Origin of the sequence: Blastomonas sp. AAP53, from assembly GCF_000331245.1 — a bacterium.
GTDB lineage: Bacteria > Pseudomonadota > Alphaproteobacteria > Sphingomonadales > Sphingomonadaceae > Blastomonas.
Window position 1 is genome coordinate 637,858 of record NZ_ANFZ01000009.1, and the last position, 21,408, is coordinate 659,265.

A 21,408-nucleotide genomic window follows, 5' to 3' on the forward strand; every position below is an offset into this window, starting at 1 on the left:
GTTCAGCCAGGGACGCAACCACCGCGATACTCCGCTAACGGCGACTGGTTGACGTACCAGTCCGCTGTCCTGCAGCTTTGTCACACGGGCAGCTGCAAAAAACTGTCCCTCGACCTTCGGTCACTATCGTTCCGGGACCGCTCGAGCTCATCAATCTGCAATCCGGACAGTCAATTGATCCGCGCCCGTAACTGGACCGAAAATTGATTTTCCGGCGCGCCGTGCGGAAGCGAGCCCTTGGGATTGAGACAGACATATCGAACCATCGGGTCATAGCCAGCCTCAGGAGTATAGGTACACTGCGCAAATTCGGTGGGAGCTGTTGCAGCGTTTGAAAACCGCATGTCTGTGCCGGGGGTGAAGGTGAGCATGGGCGACGCGCTGGTGAAACGCACGATGCCCCCAAAAGCAGGCGTTTCTGCGTTGAAGAAGCTGCTGGCAGCGTTGATCGAGATCACCGTGAAAATGGAGTTGCTCTGCGTGCTGCCCGAGCCGGTATTCGTGACCGTCGCGGTCAGCGACACATCCGATCCTGGCGTACTGAAACCAGCGCCGCTGCCTTGGTCATAGGGCTCGGTCGTCAGGGCGACATTCAGTTGGGCAACGCCTTGCGCCGTGGCTGTCGCGGAAAATTCCGATGTGATGTCCCATGCCCCACCAGCCGTCTTGCGAGTGGCGGTCGCGCTGATGATATTGCCTATGCCGACAGGAACCAGAGAGGTTATGGTGCCGGAATAGGATTGAGATCCACCATTATGGGCGATGTCGACATGGCCCAGAAGAGTCTCGCCTTCGCCGTAGCCGCTGCCGTCTGCCGCGCTGTTTGCAAAGAATTCAATGCGGTAACCATTGCCGTCGGCGGGGGCATCAAGGGTAAAATCATAGATCAGCTGATTGGAACCCACGACGCTGACAGATGTGATTTCGGGAAAATTCAGCAGATCGTTCGGTCCGCTATCGCTGTCGCCCGCGTCATTGGTGGTCACGCCGTTTTCGGCCAGATCGATGCCGATCAGGCCATTGTCATAGACACGGTTGCTGATGACCGCTGCCTTGGTGTTCTGGAGAACATTGATGCCATTGCGTGCGTTGTTACGGACCGTATTGCCGATCACTTGAATATTGCTGCCCGTCGAATCTACATGGATGCCTGATTGGCTGCCGAAGGCGACGATATTGCCCTGTCCCGGCGCCGTGCCACCGATCAGCACATTGTCATGTGCCCGGGGATTGCCCCCAATCCAGATCAGGTCTTCGTTGTTGCCGAACACGATGCGCGACGTGCCATCGGCCCCGACGCCGATATTGTTACCCTGGATCGTGATGCCGACCGAACTGATGTGAAAAAACTCAACCAGAGCCGAGGCGTATCCCCCGATTACATTGTTCAGCACAGAAACATTCGAGACGGCCCCCGAATCGAACGCAACCGCATCTTTCTGACTTGGCCCCGAAAGATCGCCATTGGCCACCGCGACATTGCCCGTAGCGTCCGTGCCGATATAGTTGCCGTTGATCGTGATGGCGGAATTGGTCCCGCTCCCCTGAATGCCACGCATGCCATTGCCGCTGATGATGTTGCGTCCGCTGGCCGTGCCATCGCCGATGACCACGTTGCTGGCACCATCAATCGCGATACCATGTTCGCCATTGGCATAGGTTCCGCCGGTTATCGCAACAGGCTGGATCAGATTGCCCAGAATAGTGATGCCGGTAGAGCCGGCCAGCAAGCGAATGCCGTCGCTGGCATTGCCGCCAATGCGGTTTCCTTCGGTTCCGGCGATCCCTCCGATGGTGATGTTGCTGCCATTCTCGACCCAGATACCCCGCGATCCACTGCGCGCGATGGTGTTGCCCCTGATCCGGATGTTCGACACCCCCTGAAGCACAATCCCGTCGCGGCTTCCGGCAATCTCGTTGCCCTCGCTCGAAGCCAGCCCGCCGATCAGCACGTTCGTGATGCTGCCGGGCGCAAACCAGATACCGCCAGTGTTTGTGCCATTTAGCAGGAGAGCGCTGAGATCGCGGTTGAAGCCGATGCGGTTGCGCTGAATCCGGATCTGGTCGGTCGAGGCCGAGATTGCATCGTCACTCTCGAGTACGATGCCAGCGTTATTCCCGGAAATGAGATTGCGGGTGATGTCGCGCCAGGTTGCTGTTCCAAAAAAATTGTTGATGCCGGTCCCGTTGGGCCGGGCGGTCATGCCAGTCGCATCCGTGCCGATGAAATTGCCGCGGATAGCAGTGTCCGTACTCCCCTGTTCGGTCACCACGCCGGCGATGGTATTTGCCGAGATCACGTTGCCCTGGCCGGCATCCAGACCGCCGATGCGTGGGCTTCCTCCCAGCGACCGAACGCCTCTGGCGTTACCGCTGCTGGTTCCATTGGCGAGTAGGCCGAGATAATTGCACTGGATCGTGGCATTGCTGTTGCCGGGCAACGGCCGAATGGCATTTTGAAATCCCGTAAGAGACAGACCCTTGATCGTCTGATTGGCACCTGCCAACCTGAAGCCGTCAAAGCCCGAACTACCCCGCACATTGATGCGCAGGTCGTGGCCATTTCCAGCCCACAGATCGCGGCACTGGGTGCCGGACTGCGTGGTGCCATCGATGGTCACGCCGTTGGCGGTGATGTTCGGCAATGCCGAGGCCAGTGTGATCGTATGCGGGCCTGCGCCAGGGATGGCGAAAATGACGGTTACCGGTCCGGGTTGCAAATTGGCCCATGTAACAACCTCCCGCAGCGATCCAGCGCCGCTGTCGTTCGTGTTGGTGACGATCCAGGGTGCCGGACTTGGGCGGATCGAAAAGGCGCCCATCGCCCATGCTTGGGGACTTTGAAGCAGGTAGCGCATTGTGGTTGTGGAAGAACCGCCGGTAGTGCTGCCAGCACCGATGACATCGGCAGCGTTCAACACGTTCCACCGGCTGGTCTGTCCAGCCATTGGTGTGACGCTATCGACGGCATCGTTTGCCGCGATCGCTGATAGAACGAGTTGATCCGTTGCACTGGCGACGCTGACCGAGGCATCGGAGGCGCCTGTTCCACTGGCGAATTGCGATGCGGCAATCGGATTGGCTTGATCGACATTTGCAAACGATATGGCGGCGACGACCACCGAGGCCGAACTGTTGAAGGTAACAGATACGGTGTTGGTCCCGGTCGCAGGGGCGATGAGGCGCCAGACCTCCAAGCGGGCCGTGTTGGTCGGATCGACTCTTGTCCCGAAGAAGGTCAACGGCTGGCCCGCATAAGTGATTGCGGTCACGCGATCAGAGTCCCGCTCGATCGCCACGGTGACAATCAGGAAGCGGTTGGAACCGCTACCTACCGTGTGGTTCATGCTGACGGACGAGCTGGCCGCCTGCACTGCTGTGGCAGGGTCGACAGTGATGGTCTGGGCAGTGGCTTGCCCTATTCCCGCAGCAGCCAAAAGCGCCGCAGCAAGGTACATGGCGGCAGTACGGACAAGAGCAGGCAAGGTATCCGCGCGCCGCAGACCTGCCCATTCCGATTTGGGCCATATGGACAGCCACGAGGAGAATAGGTGCGTCATGATCACGTGCCGTTCCGCCTGAGAAAGGCAAAGCTGTCCTGATCGATCTTGGCGCGCACGACCAGGAAGAGGCCCTTGCGGCTGGGGCGGACGTCGTCAAAATCCGGGTCGTCAAAACCGCTGACGTTGTAGCCGACCGTCACCACGGTGCCCCTTGCCGGAGAGAAGCCGATGCTTGGCCCATAGGCATGGGAAGCGTCGCCATCGGTCAGGCTGCGGCGCACGGTTGCGCTGAAGCCGAGCTCGACACGCTTGCCCAGCCCCTTGCGCAAATCAAACCCGGCCACGACGCTCGTACCGGTCAGATCGTAACCCTCGACAGCTTCCAGCGAGTGGCGCGCAGCGATGAAAAAGCCGAATTCGCTCTCGCCGGTGGCCCCTTTGGCATTGTGCGGCGACCAGTTGCCGGACAGGCTGCCAATGAAGCGCCGGGAACGCCCATCGCCAGAGATGGTCAGCGCGCTGCGGCCCACTGGTCCCACGTCACCTCCCGTCGCCCCCTTCACCATATCCGATCGATATTCCAGCTTGCCCAGCAAAGCCACCGATGACTCGGCCGGGCGGAATGCCATCGCCAGCGACGCATCAATGACTTCGCTCCGGGTTCCTTCTGCCAGTCCTTCGCCTGACGCCTGGGTCCAGACGAAGCCGGAGCCCACAACACTGCCCTCGCCGAGTTGGCGGATCATCCCGAAGGTCATGCCCCTGCGATCCGCCAGTTCCCCGTCCCGCCATTCGCCCCGGCTGGTTGCAGACCAGCGATCCTTGCGCCAGTTGACCCCGAAGGTGATCGCCGTGAAATCTTCGAACAGGCCTGCGCCGTCGCCCAGCTGGCCACCGCTCGACAGCGGCTGTGCAGGATTGATCGGCAGGACGGCCCGTCCGCCCAGCTTGCGGTTTCCATCGACCGAAACATCCAGGCCAAGCTCGGGCGTGATCTGGAAATTCTGAGCGAGGCCCGCAGCTGCATAGGTGCGCTTGCCCTGCTCTGAAATGTCGGACTGGCCAAGCGTCGAGGTAATCCTGGCCCCATTCCATGGCGTCAGTTCGATCCCACCACTGAAGGTTCGCGCGGCAAGCCCTGCTCCTTCGGCGATTTCGTAATTGGCGAGCAGCCTCGTGCTTGAATTGAGCGCATAGCGTGCGCCGACACGGTAGCGTTCAGGAAGGTCAACCGAACCCGCCCTGCCTAGCGCCACGCTGGACGACAGTTCCAGCTCCAGCCGGTCGCCAAACAGCCGCCGTGTGACGGCACCTTCTGCGACCGAAGACTCCTGGCGGGTCCCGTCGCTGAGACGATCCGAGAAATGGGCAAAACCCAGCCGCCAGTCGCTCTTCTGGGTGCGGTAGACGGCGTTCACCTGGGCAGCATAGCGCTGGCTTTGATCGACCAGGCTCTGGTCCAGCCAGGTGCTGGCAGTGATCGATGCAGCAGCATCGATCGCAAAACGAGTATCAACCCCAAATTTGCGCCGCCCCTTTTCGGCAAGGTTCTGCTGACCGATACCAAATTGCGGCGCGATCGATCGGGCATAGGCGAGCACATCCAGCCTGCCCGAATGATGCTCGGCCTCGGCCTGCCAGCTCAGTCCACGGTCTGGCCCCAGATCGCTGGCAGCAACTTCGCCGCGCAGTTCGGTAGCCGTCCCCAACTGGGCGCGGACGTCCATCGCCACCAGCGTGCTGCGCAGTTCATTGGTGCTGTCGGACACCGCAGTCGCGCCCACGACCAGCGCCCCGCCGAACGCCGTATAGTCGGCCCGCATTCCCGCGTTCATCGCAGAGCGCCCCCGCCCCTCGTCTACCTCATAGTCAATCACGATGAAGCGAGGGTTGAGGTCTGCATCACGGCTGAGGACGGGCTGGCGGAAGCGGATGGTCGCCGATAACATATCCAGATCGTAATCTATGAACCGAACCATCTCCTGTTGTGAAACAATGACTTCTGACCGAAATCTGTCACGGACTTGCAATACGATACGCTCGCTGTTCGGGACGATTGCGCGCGTGGACAGACGATAGGGGCCAGTCAGGCCATTGCCTTGCAGCTCATCGCGGCGCTGGGTGCTGGCCGTCTTGGCTGCAAAGGCCTCTGCATGCCACCGTCCATCGCGAACCTCGACCCTGGCACCCGTCAGTGTGCGGCGATAAGCGGCCAGATCGGTCTGGTCGAAACCTGTAACAAAATCACCATAAAGGGCGTTAAACCCTTCACTTTCAATCCTTACGTAAAGTCGCTCTCGGCTGACAGCATCAAAGCGGCGATCTGAGCCATCGCCGAAGACGGTGTAATAGCTGTTGGGATCGATGACCCCCAGCAACCGCTGCTCGGCCCGTTCCTTGGCCGAATCATAGGCTGCGGTCAGGAGAAACTTACCCAGAACCTTGCCCTTGGTATAAAACGCAAACCGGGCATCCCTGCCAATGCTGCGACCTTCCGGTCCGATCTGCTCCATAAGCCCGGCGATATTCGCCGCGCCCGCTGCCCCTTCGGCCAGAGCGATCAATGTCCAGGGCTGATCGCCTGGGGCCATCCATGTGTCGATGCGCTGTTCGCGGCGCACGTCGCCGTCCTGGAAAACAAATCCCAGACGCAGCGCGCCACTGACCATGGTCGGGGCCAGTTCGATCAGCGCGACCCCATCGTCACCCTCGATCATCCAGCGGGGGGCAACGGCACCTGCCCCGCTCAACTGGCTGAGTTGCAGGGACTCAAGCGCGGCTGCGCTTTCATAAGGGGCGTTGATCGACAACTGACCGGCAAGCCCGCTGCGTGCTGGTCGTCCCATCCGGTCAGTTAGCCGAACGGCTATGACCGGACGTTTGCGGCCATCGGCGATCAACGACGAGCGTTCCTTGATCAGCTCGGCGCGGATGGGGGCGCCGCTATAGTTTACCACCCGCTCCAGGCGTCGCACCTCGACACCCTGGGCATCGACCAGCCTTGCCACCAGCAGGTTGGCGCCATCGACCAAGGGAACGCCACGCCAGATGCTGACCGCATAGCGTCTGTCTGCAGACACGGTCGCTCCATCGAACGCCAGATCCCCCAGCGGCTTGCCCTGCACGCTGAGTTGCACCTTCTGACCCGGGCGGTGGCGGATCACCACCCGTACAGCGGGCGCCGAAGGATTGTGTGTATCGAGCGGAAACAGAAAATCATCTGGCCCGTCGCCAATCGCCATCCAGTCGGTATCGGCACCAGCCGCCCTGCGGGCACGCGCTTCGGCATCCTCCTCCTGAACCGGCAGGACCGGACCGGGCATGCTGGGCGATGCTGGAGCATTCGCTCCGATGGCAGGTGCCGCACTGGAGGGTTGCAGCGTCACAGGACTGGCTGGCCGGATGACAAAGTCGGCCACGGCAAGGCTGCCGCCCTGGCCGATGACGAAGCGCGAGATCGCACTGCCCGCCGCGCGCACGGATGATGCACATTGCTGGGGCACCGCACCGCTCGGCAGCGAATGCCTGGCGAGCTGCACGACATGCGTGCCGGGAATCACCCCTTCGAAATGGTAACGGCCATCCGCATCGGTGATGGCAAAGCTGCCGTCTTCCATCATCACCTGAACACCCGCCAGGCCCGGGCGCGCGGGGTTTCCGCACTCGCCCTGGGTGATGCGACCGATGACCGTCATGCGGCTGGCGATGACGTCGCGCTCAACCCGCACCGAAGAGCTGGCTCTGACAAACATCTCGCGAGAGTCGGTCAAGGTGACGACATTTTCTGCATAGCCGGCCGCCGCCTCTTCGCGCACGCGCATCGCATAGGTGATCTTGCGTGCTTCGCCCGGTGCCATTCGTCCCAGACGAAGGGTAAAGCCCCTTCCATCCGGGTCCAGAAAAAGAGCTGCGGCGGGCGGGGTCACGCCATTCACCCGAACACTGCCAGGACGGAGCCGCAGGCCCGACCGGGCGCGATCGCGAACTACAACATCGCGCATGGCGCTGCTGGGGTCCGGATTGCTGGCGAGCACGGTGTAGACCACCATCTCGCCGGGATGGACCAGAGACTTGCTGGCTGATTTGCTCAGCATGGGTTGGGTTGCGGCGCGGTCGATGGGTATGTCGATCCGGACAGGTTCGACACCCGCAACCTCGAATGCCCTGCCAAACGATCCTTCCGTCAGGACCAGCGGCTGGCCACCAATCAGGCGCAGTCCGGCCAGGTGATTGCGTGCCATCGTCGAGGGGGCGGAAAATGGCGCAGGGGGCTGGACGACAAGCCTGTAGCTGCCGGGAGCGACCAGGGGGAAACGATATTCGCCCTCCTGCATCGCGTAGCTCGCGCCTGAGCCATCCGTGACAGGCTGGCCGCTGACCATATCCGAAGGCCAGGGCGTAATGCCATCGGGTGCATAGACCACTGCGGGTCGGCCGCTGGCATCCACCAGCGAAACACGGGCACCAGAAATCGGGCGGCCATCCTGCGAGTCGACAACAAGCCCGAACGGATCCACAAGAATGCGCACCGTGCCCACCGGAACCTGCCGACCGGCAACATCCAATATGTTCAGTTGTACCAATTGCCCAGCATCGACAGTGAGTTGGCAATCGCTGCGGGTAAAGTCCAGATTGCCACGCTGCGTTGAGACGACGCCAGCAAACACCCCACTGGAATTGCCGGTTTCCCTGAACCCGAACCTCTCCGAATCCTTTCCATCCGCCTGCATTTCCAACCAGACCGTCTCGATACTGGCCGGGTCGCGGTTCAATTGCGGGGCAGAGATCTGGAGAACCAGTCGCTCGCCAGCAGATATTGCGTCGGTTGCAGCCAAGGGGATGGACTGGTCGTCCTCACGCGACGCGATTGAAGATGCAGCGCCGGCGCATTGACCTGATGGCACCCGCATGGCGACGCCAGAGGATGCGGGGCGAAATGTCCGCACGGCGATGGGTGGCTGGCTGACGCTTATGCTGACCGTGTTGGAGCTGTTGGAAAAGTCACGCCCCAGCGCAGACCAGCGCGCCTGGGCGGTAGACACGACATCGCGCGCTGCAGCTTCGGCGACCGGAAGCGCCAAAAGCAGCAGAAACAGCGTTGCAAGAACGCCAAATGGTCGGCGGAGAGATACCACCTGCCTGCCATCGTTCTCTGGTTACTTGACCTCGGCCTGATAGACGAGCGTCAAGGTGCTTCCCGCCGTCAGGTCATTGAGCGTGCCACTGGCGACACCGGCATTGAAGGTGCCGCCTGCCGTGCCATCATCCTGGCAGACACCGCTCACGACCGTTCCATTGAGGCGGATGGAGTTTGCGACATAGGTCATGTCCGATGCGACCTGAGCGCTGACCGTCAATCCGCTGGCCGTTGCTCCGCCCGCAGCATTGCTGACTGCCACGCAGAACTGGACGATCGCGCCAGGGATGATCTTGGGATTGGTGGTCGTGTTCACAGGATCGCTGACGACCGTGCTGGTCTTGCTGACTGTCAACGCTGCCGCGCTGACACGATAGTCATTGATGACCCCGAACTGGCCATCATTGGCTGAATCGCCCGAACCTGCACCATCGGCAAAAACGGTATCCACGCCAGCAGTATTGGCCCCCGCCGTCTGCGTGAGCACGGCCCCCTGGGTGTTCGCAGCGCCGCCCGCAGCGGCCGTCGCAGTCAGACGCACAGTGGCGATATCCCCCGTGACCCGGCCGTCGGGAATGTTGGCCACCACGAACAGCACGCGGTTTGCGTCTGCGGCAACCTCATCCAGATAGGTCACCTGGGCATCGGTGCCATCGTCATAGGTCCCGTTGCCATTGTCGAGAAAGATACCAACGATCGTCGCATCGAAACTGTCGGTTCCAGGGCCAAAGGCCGACGTTGCCCCGTTGCCCAGCTGCGTGGCAGAGAGCGCAAAATCGAGCGTGTCGTTGCTCAGATTGTCCAGCCTGAATGTCGTGACCGCGCGCTGTTGCAGCGGCGCCACCACGACAGAAGCAGTGTCTGTCCGCGTCACCGTCATGTTGACCTTCCGGTCAACTGTCACGGTCGCCGATGCTGTTGCAGCCGTCTGCTGCACACTGCCCACGCTGTAACCCACGGTCACCTGATTGGTGATGTCGGTACCAGCGGGCGTGCCTGCAGCAAATGCGGGTGTGCTGACCATCGCCAGCAGACACAATGTGCCGAAAGCTGGTTCGCGCCAGCGCCGGGGCGCTGTCTGGCAGATGGTGTAGCTCTTGATAGACATGTCGGTTTCCTAGGTTCTGGATCGTGCGTGCAAGGTCAGTTGACGGTCCCGAGATAATGAATGCTGCCCTTGGCCCCGATATCGATCTGAGGGATGATCCAGCGCAGGTTGGTGATGTCTTCGAGTGTCGCAGCCCGGGGTTGGCCCTCCGGTCCGGCCACGGTCAGCCGGTCGAGCCGGTCGAACGTCTTGCCGCCATCGACCGAAACGAGCTGATCGGGGTCAATCGCCTTGGCCTTGACCGAGGGCGGGACCATGCAGGTGATGACGAAGTTGGTCAGCGCCACGTTGTTCTGGTTCTGATAATCGAAAACCAGCTTGAGCGTGTCGCCCGGCACCACTGTTTCGGCTGCAAGCCATTCGGCCCGGCTGTTGCCATTCTCAGTGATCTGCCGTTCGACCAGAATGCCGCTGGAGATCGCAACTTCCTCAGCCATGACCGGGCTGGCGAAAACCAGTCCCAAACAGGCCAGCATAATAGTTAACGATTTTTTTCCGTGATAGTTCATAGCTTTACCGACCACTCATGAGTGTATGTATTCACTGTATCTGAAGACGATAGACGATCGCACGACTGGCCCCGCCTGCGAGATTGCCCAATCGAACCTCGACAAGATCCTTGTTCACTGAACCGCTGTCGGTATCGGCGATGTCGCTGAGGGCAACGCCATCCAGCGTCAGGCTGGATTCAACATAGCGCGTGCCCACCGGGACCGGGCTCGTCACCACCAGATCGGTGACCGTGCCCGAGCCGGAGACCTGCGTGTTCAATGTCATGGTGACAAAGGCTCCGGGAACCGGCTCGCTACCCCCGAAAGGATCGCTGATCGAAGCCGATTTTGCGATCGAGACCGTGGCACTCTGGATCACCAGGGTGCCATTGGCTTGCGCCCGCCCCCCGCTGCTGCCGATCACGGCGTCAACGCCTGCGCTACCCTGCCCCGCCAGTGAGACCCCAGGACTTCCAGTTCCCGTCACGGCTTCTGCCAGCAATGTGACGCGGCCCTGCTGGCCATCCGCGGCAGCACCACTGGCTTCCGCGATGACAAACACCCGCAAGCTGCCATCCGGCGCGATCTCTGGCGTCGCTGCACCGGGCTGGATCAGCTGGTCCACCCCTTCGTCGAACACGCCGTTGCCATTGCTGTCGATCGCAATTGCTTGCACCACAGGTTCAAAGTCGCTGCCGGCGACGGCGCGGGTGGAAAGGCGCATGGCTTCGGGGCCATTGCCGGTATTGACCAAAGAAAAGGCCAGCACAGCCGTGCTACCGGAAAGTCCGACAGGCCCGGAATCCAGCGATGTCACGGCAAGATCGATAACCTCGTCGACCTTCAAGGCAATGCGGTTGGATGACACGGTGCCGCGTCCGCCAGCACTGTCGTAGCTGGCGGTTGCCGTGCTCTCGATCAGGCTTCCCGCCGTAACACCTGCCGCATGGCAAGGTGTCGCAATCGCGAAACTCAATCCGGCCAATATCAAGCCAATCCTGTCATTCATGATGACGATTTATCGAGAAAGCCTCAAATTTGTGTTAAATTTGGGGAGCGAAAAATTAACCACTTTTCGAAACGAATTCAGGCAGGTGGTGATTCGGACAGGGACCGGTGACGACCGTCTTCGTCCCGCTGGGCGTTGGCTTTCCCGAAGGATTCACTGTCAGGCGCGGCCATTCTGAAGACGGCCAATCCCCGTCTTCATCGCAACCACTTGCGCCTCATCGTGCATGGCTGACCGCAACGAGACCGATCATTGCCAACTGCAGTGGCCACGACGGATTTGCTCCAACCCGGTCATCAGTCGGTCGTTGCGAGCCTCGGTATCCGGGGACGTTTCGCTGACGGTCAAGTGAGGGCGATGACGCGAACCCATCCCCATACAGATTTGGAGCTGCGCCACTGCCGGATCGGCAAGGGCTGAATGTTTTGCTCCGGCAGAAGCTCGATGCCCTTCGCGCGCGCAATCGGCTGCGGCTAATCAGCGAAAAACCGGCCCAGCGGTTCTAACGATGACACACTGGGATCTTCCCGATCGCCGGCGATTGCGGCAGTCCCTCTCAACAGGGAGGGTGGTGGCAGGGCTTGTATCGAACCATTAAGCTATCGCATTGTAATATTATGTGTTTTAAAATGGTGAGAAATCTACCCCCTCACTTTCTCCCACATTTTTGAGCGGATAGGGCAGTGAATGCTCCGATCGTGCCCTACCCTGCCTTGGTTAGTTGACGTCTCAGACCATAAATAGGCGGGTCGATGAATCACCTTCCCGATTAGCTGAGTAGGTTGTCTTCTTTCGACCCAAACCCGGTCGTTCAGGACAGGCGCCATCAATGTCCGTCCCTGCTAAAAGCTGCCTATATGGCAAAGCGACGCGGACATTTTGAAACGCGCCTTCGATCACTCACTTTAGGCCAATCACAGGCTGCCTGGTAAGCGGCGTTGGAGTTCGTGCAGGTAGGCTAGGGGGAGGCCTGCAGGCGTCCGAATCCCTATGAGTCACGCACATGACACCGCGCATCGTTTTCGGTGGCAACAAACTTTAGGATAACTGCCCTGAAGAGGGCGGTGCCGATGCCAGCTACAGATTCTGTGGAAGACGAGTGTCACATCCCAGCGCTCCCACCGCATTTCGCTCGAGCCGCAGTTGGAGGCGGTCAACGAAAGGGATCACGCCTCCAATCTGGGTTAGCTTTTAATAGTGACTTTGTGTCCCCTTAATATCTACGGAACAGACGCCAGATGATGCCTGAGCTTGCCCGAAATTTTCCCGGGGAAGCAGGTCGAAGATCAGGTGAATTCTGTCTTCATTGCCGTCGTTGCAGGCTTCGTGTATCTGGTTGTTATCAAACCACCATAGCTCACCAGTCTGCATCCGCACTTCCTCATCCCCTGCGCGCATCCAAGAGCCGGCAGATTTCAGCACCAGGTGATAGCGGTTGCGCAGACGATAATATTCACCTCGGTCAATATGCGGATACACCTTGTGCCCCGGCGGCAGGCAAACGAGTTTTGCGCGGGAGAGCAAGCCCCCTTGCTGTTCTCCAGCTTGCTCCAGAAATGTCCGGGCCAGCGGGAAGCGCTGTGATCCAGTGGTCCAGCGACTTTCATGGACATCGCGGCGCTCTCTGCCCCCAATCGCCGATGCACGCAGACCGCGCAGCGGGATTGAAAGGGCTTCGCGCTGAACCGCGATTTTCTCCTGACGACCGCAATTGGACATGAATGCGTTATCTACCGCAGCAATTTCGGCAAGCAGTGGACCTGGGTCTATATGGGATTGCAATAGCCGGAAATACCTCACCTCATTCTCCTTATCTAGCATTGTGAAGGGTCAGCCAGAGACGAGTGAGGGCGGGGGTTTATTCCCGGTGTAAGTGTCAGGGCCTCATGGACACCGGTCGCGCAGATAAGCTGTGACCCTGCAGGCCATTAGACCGATCTTGGCCACCGGAGACGTCACGCCACAACAGGCCGGGCATGTGGCGGTCGGATAAAAATACCCTCGGATCGACTTTTTTCCGTCGGTCGGGAATAATTCTGCGCGCTGCCCCGTCACCTGAACGAACCGAACAACAGGAGCGTTCAGATGCAGCACGATACCTTGAACCACAAGCCCAGCAAATTGCGTGAGGCTCGTCTTCCCCAGCGCCTTGCCAGGACCAAGCGGGCATTCACCACTCGCCGCGTCGACCTTGATCAGGCCACCCGGATTATTCGTTCTGGCGTTGCGCCTAAGCCGGGCGATCTGGTTCTGGCGCGGGTGACGGCGATTGGCCAGCACCGGCGGATCGAAAATCTCCATGGCCGCCGCGGCGACCTGTTTGTCGGTGACGAAATCATCGTTGCCTATGGCAACCGCTATGCCCCGGACCAATTCGAGGCATTCGTGCCCGATGACTTGAGCGAGTGCCACCTGGTTGCAGGCGGCGGCGTCGCCTCGAAGATGACCGTCAAGCATGTCTCGATGAAGCTGCCCACCCGGATCGAACCGATTGGTCTGTTGGGTAATGCCGCTGGCGAGGTGATGAATCTGCGCAATCACGCCTTGTCGCATCCCGCCAACCCATTCCGCCGCTCGCCGGTCCGCATTGTGGTTGCCGGAAGCTCGATGAATGCGGGCAAGACGACCACCGTCGCATCGCTAGTCCGCGGCCTGACACTGGCTGGCTTTCGCGTCGGGGCAGCAAAGCTCACCGGCACCGGTTCGGGAGGTGACCTCTGGTCGATGATCGACTCCGGCGCTGCTGCAGCGCTCGATTTTACCGACGCTGGCCATGCGTCGACCTTCGGGCTTGATACTGCGGCCCTCACGGGCATCGCGGAAAACCTGCTTGCCGCGCTGGATGACCGCAATTGCGATGTCGTTATCTGCGAGATCGCCGATGGACTGCTGCAGCAAGAGACGGCAGCATTGCTGGAGGTCGCAAGGCAGAAGGGCTGGTTCGACGGTCTGATCTTTGCTGCAGGTGACGCCATGGGCGCGGCTTATGGTGCCAATTGGCTGCTGGAGCGGCAGCATGATCTGCTGGCTATCTCTGGTCTGCTGACTGCCTCGCCTCTGGCCAGTCGTGAAGCCGCAGCTGCGACCGGACTGCCGATCGTGGGCATCCCTCAGCTGACCGACCCTATTGAGGTCGCCAAGCTTATCTTCTCCAAACCGCCGGTCCTGAAGCGGGTCGCATGATGAAGCCGGGACTTCTGGCTGGCGGTAGGGGCGTCTGGCTGGTTGCACTGGTACTCAGCGCAATCAGCCAGGCTGCTGCCGCGGCGGCCTTCGCGGAATTTTTTGGCCTTGCTTTGCAGGATAGCGATACGCCCAGATTGATAGAACTATTGGGGTTGATCGCAGCCTTGCTGGCAGCGGCCAGTTTTGCCGAACGCCTGGTGGGAGAGATTGTCGCCCAATCCTATATCCATTCTGTCCGGCTGGAACTGTTTGAGGCGCTGATTGCGCACAAGGGAACAACCAGCGAGGCGCAATGGCTGAACCCGTTGGTCAATGATCTGGGAGCTTTGCGGAACTGGGCAGCGCGGGGGCCGGTGCGGCTACTTACCTCAGCAATTGCCCTGATTGTTGCGATAGCCTTTTTCGTGGTGCGCTACCCTCAGTTGGCTTGGGCCGCGTTGCCCTTTCCGGTGTGCGTCGGCCTCATCTGGTTTGCTGCTCCCCGGCTTCGCGAAACGATCCGTCAGCAACGCCGGACGCGGGGCGGCCTCACCAGGTTCATTGTCCGCCGCGCAAGAGTTGAGGCATCGGGTCTCAACAAGAAGAACAGGCACGGCCGGATTTCCATGACAGATCGTTCCAAACAGCTTGGTCAGCTTACCGTTGCGCGGGCCCGCATTTTTGCATTGCTGGAAGGTGCAGCAACAGCTGCCCCCGCATCCGCGCTCATAATTGTTGCCCTTGTCTCAATTGGGCAAGGAATGGACTCCTCCATGACCGTGGCTGCCATCACATTGCTTGGCTTTGCCGGGGCTCGCCAAATAGAAATCGTGCGTGCCGTACACGCATCAATAGGGGGCAATGTTGCCCATCGACGTATTGAGCACGTGCTTAGCAATGCTCAGAAAGCAAGGGACTTCTCCAATGCCGGTTGATCTTTCAAGACTTGCCAACAACAGGTCGGACCGCAAGGTCACCTGCGTGCGATCAAATTCAGACCTTATCCCTGACTATTATATCCGTCGCGGCACAAAGGCGCTTCCTGGGCGGACCCTTGTTTTGCTGCATGGTATCTCGCGCAATGCCGCCGAGCTTGCGCTGCGCTTTGCCGAATCCGGGTACTGGGATGAATGGACATTGATTGCTCCGGTGTTTGAGCGGCAAAGGTTCGGCCAGTTCCAGCAGATGATGGCAAAGCAAAGCCAGATTCCGTCCGATCAGGCGCTGAGCGCATTGCTGAAACGGATATTCGATGAAGCAGGCATCGATGAGCATCCCGTCCACCTGTTTGGTTTCTCGGGCGGAGCGCAGCTTGCGCACCGGTTTGCCATGCTTAACCCGCACAAGGCTGCAGGTGTGTTTGCTATGGCGGCAGGCTGGTATTTGATGCCCGATGACAATATTGCCTATCCTTATGGGCTGGGTGATCTGGGGCCGCTACGCTCATGCGACCTTGTCCGGGCGCTGACTATACCGATGGTGGTTGCTGTCGGGGCGCTGGATACCCGGTGCGACGACGTTGTGCGGCAGGACCGCATCATCAATAGGACACAAGGACGAAATCGCTACATTCGTGCCCGAAAATGGCACAAAGCGGTCAACCGCATCGCACTCGAACAGGGTATTTTGCACACGATTGCGCTACAAGTGATCGCAAACGGAACCCATAATTTCGGCCAGTGTGTCGAGGAAACAGACCTGATGGATCGCGTGCACACGGCATTCGCCGGTGGCACCTTCATGTTCAACAATGCACTTTAGGCGAGGGGGCCTTAGGATGAAGAACTTTTGCAAGATTGCCGCTGCATTGCTGTGCACCGCCAGCGTGCCCGCCATGGCAGAACCCGTCCTGCCGGAGCTACGCCTGCAATATGAGGGTCTCGACCTGCATCTTCAGGTTGGTGTTTCGGGCCAGGGTGCGATTGTCGATGATGACGATCGCCGCACAAAGGATGAAGATGCCCAAGCTGACCTATTTGCCCGGCTGAACGCCGATTACACTACAGCCGGAGGTGTGCTGCTGGGCGCCAATATCGAATTCAACAACCGCAACCGCGAGACGGAATCGCTGGAAAACGGTGAAATCTATGCGTTCGCTGCGACCGAATATGGCCGTATTGAAATCGGCAAGCAGGATGGTCCAGCCGACGTTCTCGCATTTCATGCGCCGGTTGCGGCACTCGGGCAAGTGCGCGGCGACTTTGCCCGCTACGCAGGATCGCAGGCGCTGCTTTCGGCCGTGGATACCCGCGACGCTTTCAAAATCATCTATCTGACGCCACCGATCAGCGGCCTTCGCGGCGGTGTGTCCTATTCGCCCAAGGCAACCGTCAATGGCGATGCACCAGATCCGCGCGACCGGATTGTACTGCGCGATGCGGTCGAGTTCGGGCTGCAATATGTCCAGCCGATCGGTGAATGGATCGTCGGCTTCAGCGGTGGCTATGCCTCCGGCGAGGCTGACGTGATCACGCAGCGGGCCGATCTCAGTTCCTGGAGCGTCGGCACCGAAGTCAGGCGCGGCCCGCTGCGCATTGGCGCAGCCTATGTCGATCGCGGGAACAGCAACCGCCGAGAACGCAACTTCGACCAATGGGAGATCAACGGCGGGATCGGCTGGTTCGAACCGCGATGGGGCGTGTCTGCCAGCACGGCTTATTCGGAAGCCACAACCCAGTCCAACCGGTTGCTGGGCATTGGCGGCTATTATTCGATCACGCGCAACATCCAGATCCGATCTGACATCGTGCAGTTCCGCGAAGGCAGACTGGGTCGGCGTGACGAAGATGGTGTTGTGGCGCTGATTGAACTCGCTCTCATCATCTGACCGGCGCTGCCTGATTGCTTCAGAAATTAAAAAAGGGGCTGCTCCATGGAAGGGCAGCCCCTTTTTCTTGTTCTCGCAGCGGGGTTAGCGGCCAGGCTCCAGGCACCGAAGTGGAGCCTGAACCATCGGCAACCGATTATCAGCGAACGTTCAATGGGCCTCCTTGAGCGCCTTGGCTTCAGCAGCCGCATCGAGCGGCTCTCCTGCGATCAAGTCATCGACCGCCGCCAAAACAGGCTCTGCGGCATCGCCACTGGCCGTGCGGATATCACCTGCCTCAATAGCTCGCGTGCCGACCGCCTCAATGCGCCACTGCTGGGCTTTCCAGCAGGCAGCGCCATCCGTCGCTGCGGTGTCACCTTCGACAGAAAACTGTCGGCAAAGTCGTCCATCGCCATCGCGAAAGCTGATGCTCATCCGGGCCCGCCCTGCGCCTTCAAGCATTTTGACTTCGCCGCCAGGAAGCTGGGACAGCACCCGCGCAAGGTCCTTCGACGCAATTGGACCATCGGCAGACGCCAGGACCAGTGTCTCGCCGCTGCCGGAATCACCACCTGAGCCGGTCATGAATTGGCTGCCCACGACAAGGCCCAGAGCCAGCGAGGCTGCCATCGACAATCCTGTCGCCCAATATCTGCGCGGCCGGCTGGCGGACTGTTTTGCCTGCGCAAAACTGACGACATTGGTGATCATGGGTGGCGGAACGACACTGTCCAGCAGCGACCTTGGCACCGGTTGCTCCAGAACCCCGGCAAAGGCAGCACGCAGGCCGTCATCGTTTTCCAGATGATCCATCAGCGTCTCGAGCCGTGCATTGAGGCTCGTGTCGGCTTCCAGCAGCAAAGCGATTTCTTCGCAACGCTCTTCCGGCAAATCGCCAGTCGCAAACGCCTTCAACTCTTCGTCGGTCACGTGCTTCACTGCACCAAGCCTCCCGCCAGGGTTTGGGCGATGGCACCGCGCGCGCGCGATAGCCGGCTCATGACGGTGCCGATCGGCACATTGAGCAGCTCGGCCGCTTCGCGATATGCCAAGCCTTCGAGTATGACGGCGGAGACGACTTCGCGCTGTTCCAGCGGCAACATATCTACCGCGCGCCTGAGTCCGGCCATTTCGCTGCGGCGGTCCGTCGTTTCGCGGCCATCTTCGCCAACCAGATCGATCATCTCGCTGACGTCATCGTGCGGCGACTTGACCCTCGCGCTGCGACGATCATCACGCCATGCGTTTCGGACGATGGCAAACATCCACCGATCGAGCAGCACGTCTTCTCTCAACTGGTCCATTCGCTGAAAAGCCTTTTCACAGGCCGATTGCACAAGATCGTCGGCATCGGCCATATTTCCTGTCAGAGCGCGCGCGAATCGGCGCAGGCGGGGCAGCAGTTTCACGATTTCCTGTGCGTAGCCGTCGCGGTCGTTCATGGCGTTCTCAGGTTAGACGAAGCATGATGCAGCTTTATTCCGTCGATAGGGGATGTGGAATAAACCGTATAGGTCGTTCGTCTGGCTTATGATCGAATCTGGGGGATGCCGTGGCCAAGTTAACGCAATGCTGGCTTTTTTCGCTGCTGATGCTGGCCATTGCCGGAGCGCATATCGCGCCCGTGGATGGCGCAGTAGCCCAGTCGAATTCTGGCGACCCCGATGACGATGACGACGAGGATGGCGGCGGCGACGATGACGACGACGTTCCTGATCCAGATGATCCGGAAGATCCAGGTGACGGCGGCGATCCCGATGAAGGTGGCGACCCTGGCGACGGCGGCGGTGGCGATGACGACGGTGGCGATGCTGCCGGGGATGATGACGGGGGCATGGGGGACGACGACGGTGGTGATGGCGCCGGAGATGACGATGGCGGCGAATCCACCGGAGATGACGATGACGATGACGGTGGCGTTGGCGGGCAGGACGATGATGACTCTGCCGGTGGTTCCGATGACGATGACGATGACGACGGTCAGGCAGGATCAGCAGCCGGCGGCGATGACGACGATGATGATGGCAGTGATGACGACAGTGCAGCCGGCAGCGGAGTAGCTGCGGCCGCTGGCGATGATGATGACGACGCTGGCGAAGATGACAACGATGATCGCGCCTCCTCCGGCAGCGCGACGCAGGATCGCGACGATAGTGATGACGATGATGATCGCGGCGAAGCGGCCAGCGGGCCTGAACTCAATGACCGCGACGATGACAGCGACGATCTCGGGCCGACCCAATATTTGGGCGGTGGCGAGGAAGCGGAAACCGAACGGATAGCAGCCGACCGGCGCGACGCCATCGACGTGGACCGCGACGGCTTCCGCTATCGCCGGAACGAGTTTGTGGCAGTGGACCTCGACGCCGCCGATGTTGCCAAGCTCAAGTCCAATGGCTTCCAGGTGATCGAGACGGCCAATCTTGCCGCTGTCGGTGGTTCGGTCAGTCTCGTGCGCGGGCCCGCCACGATGAACGATGAAGCCGCTTCGGCCGCCATTGATCGGATCGCTGATCCGACGGCCCTTAGCTTCAACTATCTGTTCGATTCATCTTTTTCGCGGGTTTCCAAGGCCCCGAAACGCAAGCTGAATCCAGCGCCAGCCTGCGGCTGCCAGATCGGATTGATCGATACCGGCGTCGCAGCAACGTTGCCGGCCTTCAGGCACGTGAAGATTCAGCAGCGTGCGTTCAATGGACCGCAGGCTGCGCCCAAGGCCCATGGAACGGCCGTAGCGCACATGTTTGCAGGAACTGGTCCAGCACCAGGCCGTAAAGCGACGACGATCTTTGTTGCCGACATCTTTGCTGGGCCGCGAGCCAGCTCAGGCTCGACCTTCGCTCTGGTCAAGGCCATCAACTGGATGGCGGAGCAAAAGGTTCCAGTGGTGAACATCAGCCTGGCGGGGCCATCGAGCGTCGTCGTAGGTAAGGCGGTTGAACGGCTATCCGCGAAGGGACAAATCATTGTCGCGGCCGTTGGTAACGACGGTCCAGCCGCGCCCCCGGTATTCCCCGCCGCCTATCCCAACGTTGTCGGAGTAACGGCCGTCGATAAGTCAGGCTCAATCTATCGCTATGCCAACCGCGGCAGCTATGTAGATTTTGCAGCCTATGGAGTCGATGTCACTTCGCTCGATGCAGGCGGCAATGTGATTGCAGCCACCGGAACATCATTTGCAGCCCCGCGAGTCGCCCGTGCACTCGCCAGGGGATTGCCGGTGGCGGATGGCACCAAGGCCGCTCAGGCGCTCAAGCTGCTGGAAAGCAAAACGCGAGATCTTGGGCGACCGGGCAAGGACCCTGCCTTTGGCCTTGGCATTGTGGAGATAGACGAATGATCGGATCTGCCCTTATCGCTGCCGCGCTTGCCGCAGCCATGCCTACCATGCCGCTGCCACAGTATGAGGTAAACGATGCGTTCGTTTACACCGACGGACGGGTGGAACGCGTTCGCTCAGTCAAAGGCACCACGGTGGTCTGGAGCGGCCTAAACAACCAGCGCTACACGCGAAGTCGAAATTTCATCGTGCCGGTGCTGAAGTGGCGCGCAGGCAGGGGATCTGGCGAACGCAGGATCGTTGGCAATCCCGACAAGCTTTGGCCGCTCGACGGATCAAAAAGGGCGAGGTTCCGCGCCATTGCAGAAACCAAACTCAAGGCTCAATCGCGGCCCAGGCGGGCGATGACCTTCTGGACTTGCGGCTCCGATGACGTTCGGCAGAGCACGGTTCCAGCTGGCACGTTTTCTGTCATTCCGGTTCGGTGTGAACGATATTCGGCAACGACGATGCGCTTGATTGAGCGGATCGAATGGGAGTTCGCACCCGAGCTTGGCCACTATGTGCAACGATCCGACACAGACTATCTGCGGGGCACAAAGCGCAATATCAGCCTTTATGCGGCGCTGCGCGGACCGGCCGCCGAGAAACGCAGGCTGGCGGCTTTGTCGAAGGCTGCGCGGCAGTCGAAGATTTGAACTAAAAGGCTGGTATGCTTGACCTCCAATGACGTGGAAGGGCTAGGCTCTCGCCTGATGACGCCGCTCAGAACACGAGCCATTTGCAGCAGCTATTTGTGAGGGATTAGCCGGTCATCGTTCGTCTGCTAGTGGAGAAACCTGCCGCTTTCCACACTGCGAGGGAACGACCGGAAAGTCCCACGATCCGGCGTTCGTGGTTCGAGGC

At 60.2% G+C, this 21,408-nt stretch carries 14 protein-coding genes; 6 read left to right on the plus strand and 8 right to left on the minus strand.

Translation table 11 applies throughout. The annotated features are described in order from the left end of the window. Window positions 1-170: 170 nt before the first annotated feature. From D618_RS0110035 to D618_RS19370, 6 genes are all read right to left on the minus strand, one after another. Window positions 171-3,560, minus strand: coding sequence for a right-handed parallel beta-helix repeat-containing protein (locus D618_RS0110035; protein ID WP_081590466.1), 3,390 nt, complete (start codon window positions 3,558-3,560; stop codon window positions 171-173). Window positions 3,561-3,562: 2 nt separating this feature from the next. Beyond that, a complete protein-coding gene (locus D618_RS0110040; protein WP_017671384.1) occupies window positions 3,563-8,584 on the minus strand; it encodes a DUF11 domain-containing protein in 5,022 nt (1,673 codons plus the stop codon). Window positions 8,585-8,659: 75 nt separating this feature from the next. Beyond that, a complete protein-coding gene (locus tag D618_RS18155) occupies window positions 8,660-9,748 on the minus strand; it encodes a hypothetical protein (RefSeq protein WP_017671385.1) in 1,089 nt (362 codons plus the stop codon). Window positions 9,749-9,783: 35 nt separating this feature from the next. Further along, complete coding sequence (locus D618_RS18160; protein WP_152414625.1) at window positions 9,784-10,185, minus strand: hypothetical protein; 402 nt, start codon at window positions 10,183-10,185, stop codon at window positions 9,784-9,786. 103 nt (window positions 10,186-10,288) lie between these two features. Further along, complete coding sequence (locus D618_RS0110055) at window positions 10,289-11,248, minus strand: hypothetical protein (protein WP_017671387.1); 960 nt, start codon at window positions 11,246-11,248, stop codon at window positions 10,289-10,291. Between the two features lie 1,191 nt (window positions 11,249-12,439). Beyond that, on the minus strand, window positions 12,440-13,069 hold the full coding sequence (locus tag D618_RS19370; protein WP_081590467.1) for an aspartyl/asparaginyl beta-hydroxylase domain-containing protein: 630 nt from the start codon (window positions 13,067-13,069) through the stop codon (window positions 12,440-12,442). Between the two features lie 264 nt (window positions 13,070-13,333). Between D618_RS19370 and D618_RS0110060 the strand changes: the two genes are divergently transcribed. The 4 genes from D618_RS0110060 to D618_RS0110075 are packed head-to-tail and all read left to right on the plus strand — an operon-like array spanning window position 13,334 to window position 17,240. Continuing rightward, window positions 13,334-14,431, plus strand: a complete 1,098-nt coding sequence (locus D618_RS0110060; RefSeq protein ID WP_017671388.1) for a hypothetical protein — start codon at window positions 13,334-13,336, stop codon at window positions 14,429-14,431. Continuing rightward, window positions 14,428-15,348 (plus strand): ABC transporter transmembrane domain-containing protein, encoded by a 921-nt coding sequence (locus D618_RS0110065; protein WP_026091519.1) that lies wholly within the window; start codon window positions 14,428-14,430, stop codon window positions 15,346-15,348. The genes D618_RS0110060 and D618_RS0110065 overlap by 4 nt, the downstream gene beginning before the upstream one ends. Next, window positions 15,338-16,174 carry a hypothetical protein gene (locus D618_RS0110070; protein WP_152414626.1) on the plus strand — a complete coding sequence of 279 codons (837 nt, stop codon included), beginning with the start codon at window positions 15,338-15,340 and terminating at the stop codon, window positions 16,172-16,174. Before D618_RS0110065 ends, D618_RS0110070 begins: the two co-directional genes overlap by 11 nt. Window positions 16,175-16,190: 16 nt before the next feature. Further along, window positions 16,191-17,240 carry a porin gene (locus D618_RS0110075; RefSeq protein ID WP_017671391.1) on the plus strand — a complete coding sequence of 350 codons (1,050 nt, stop codon included), beginning with the start codon at window positions 16,191-16,193 and terminating at the stop codon, window positions 17,238-17,240. A gap of 150 nt (window positions 17,241-17,390) precedes the next feature. Here D618_RS0110075 and D618_RS19035 read toward each other — a convergent pair whose 3' ends face one another. Further along, the gene (locus tag D618_RS19035; RefSeq protein WP_017671392.1) at window positions 17,391-18,161 is read right to left on the minus strand and encodes a hypothetical protein; all 771 of its coding nucleotides are present in this window, start codon (window positions 18,159-18,161) and stop codon (window positions 17,391-17,393) included. After that, the gene (locus D618_RS0110085) at window positions 18,158-18,664 is read right to left on the minus strand and encodes an RNA polymerase sigma factor (RefSeq protein WP_017671393.1); all 507 of its coding nucleotides are present in this window, start codon (window positions 18,662-18,664) and stop codon (window positions 18,158-18,160) included. Before D618_RS0110085 ends, D618_RS19035 begins: the two co-directional genes overlap by 4 nt. A 149-nt stretch (window positions 18,665-18,813) precedes the next feature. Between D618_RS0110085 and D618_RS19040 the strand changes: the two genes are divergently transcribed. Together D618_RS19040 and D618_RS0110095 are read left to right on the plus strand one after the other, a co-directional pair. After that, window positions 18,814-20,562 (plus strand): S8 family serine peptidase, encoded by a 1,749-nt coding sequence (locus tag D618_RS19040; protein WP_152414627.1) that lies wholly within the window; start codon window positions 18,814-18,816, stop codon window positions 20,560-20,562. Further along, a complete protein-coding gene (locus D618_RS0110095) occupies window positions 20,559-21,200 on the plus strand; it encodes a hypothetical protein (RefSeq protein ID WP_017671394.1) in 642 nt (213 codons plus the stop codon). Before D618_RS19040 ends, D618_RS0110095 begins: the two co-directional genes overlap by 4 nt. The last annotated feature ends 208 nt before the right edge of the window (window positions 21,201-21,408 follow it).

Coding starts and splice junctions, on each gene's coding strand:
- D618_RS0110060 (WP_017671388.1), top strand. CDS start 13,334: ATGCAGCACGATACCTTGAACCACAAGCCCAGCAAATTGCGTGAGGCT.
- D618_RS0110070 (WP_152414626.1), top strand. CDS start 15,338: ATGCCGGTTGATCTTTCAAGACTTGCCAACAACAGGTCGGACCGCAAG.
- D618_RS0110055 (WP_017671387.1), bottom strand. CDS start 11,248: ATGAATGACAGGATTGGCTTGATATTGGCCGGATTGAGTTTCGCGATT.
- D618_RS18155 (WP_017671385.1), bottom strand. CDS start 9,748: ATGTCTATCAAGAGCTACACCATCTGCCAGACAGCGCCCCGGCGCTGG.
- D618_RS18160 (WP_152414625.1), bottom strand. CDS start 10,185: ATGGCTGAGGAAGTTGCGATCTCCAGCGGCATTCTGGTCGAACGGCAG.
- D618_RS0110035 (WP_081590466.1), bottom strand. CDS start 3,560: ATGACGCACCTATTCTCCTCGTGGCTGTCCATATGGCCCAAATCGGAA.
- D618_RS0110095 (WP_017671394.1), top strand. CDS start 20,559: ATGATCGGATCTGCCCTTATCGCTGCCGCGCTTGCCGCAGCCATGCCT.
- D618_RS0110065 (WP_026091519.1), top strand. CDS start 14,428: ATGATGAAGCCGGGACTTCTGGCTGGCGGTAGGGGCGTCTGGCTGGTT.
- D618_RS19370 (WP_081590467.1), bottom strand. CDS start 13,069: ATGCTAGATAAGGAGAATGAGGTGAGGTATTTCCGGCTATTGCAATCC.
- D618_RS0110085 (WP_017671393.1), bottom strand. CDS start 18,664: ATGAACGACCGCGACGGCTACGCACAGGAAATCGTGAAACTGCTGCCC.
- D618_RS19040 (WP_152414627.1), top strand. CDS start 18,814: ATGCTGGCCATTGCCGGAGCGCATATCGCGCCCGTGGATGGCGCAGTA.
- D618_RS0110075 (WP_017671391.1), top strand. CDS start 16,191: ATGAAGAACTTTTGCAAGATTGCCGCTGCATTGCTGTGCACCGCCAGC.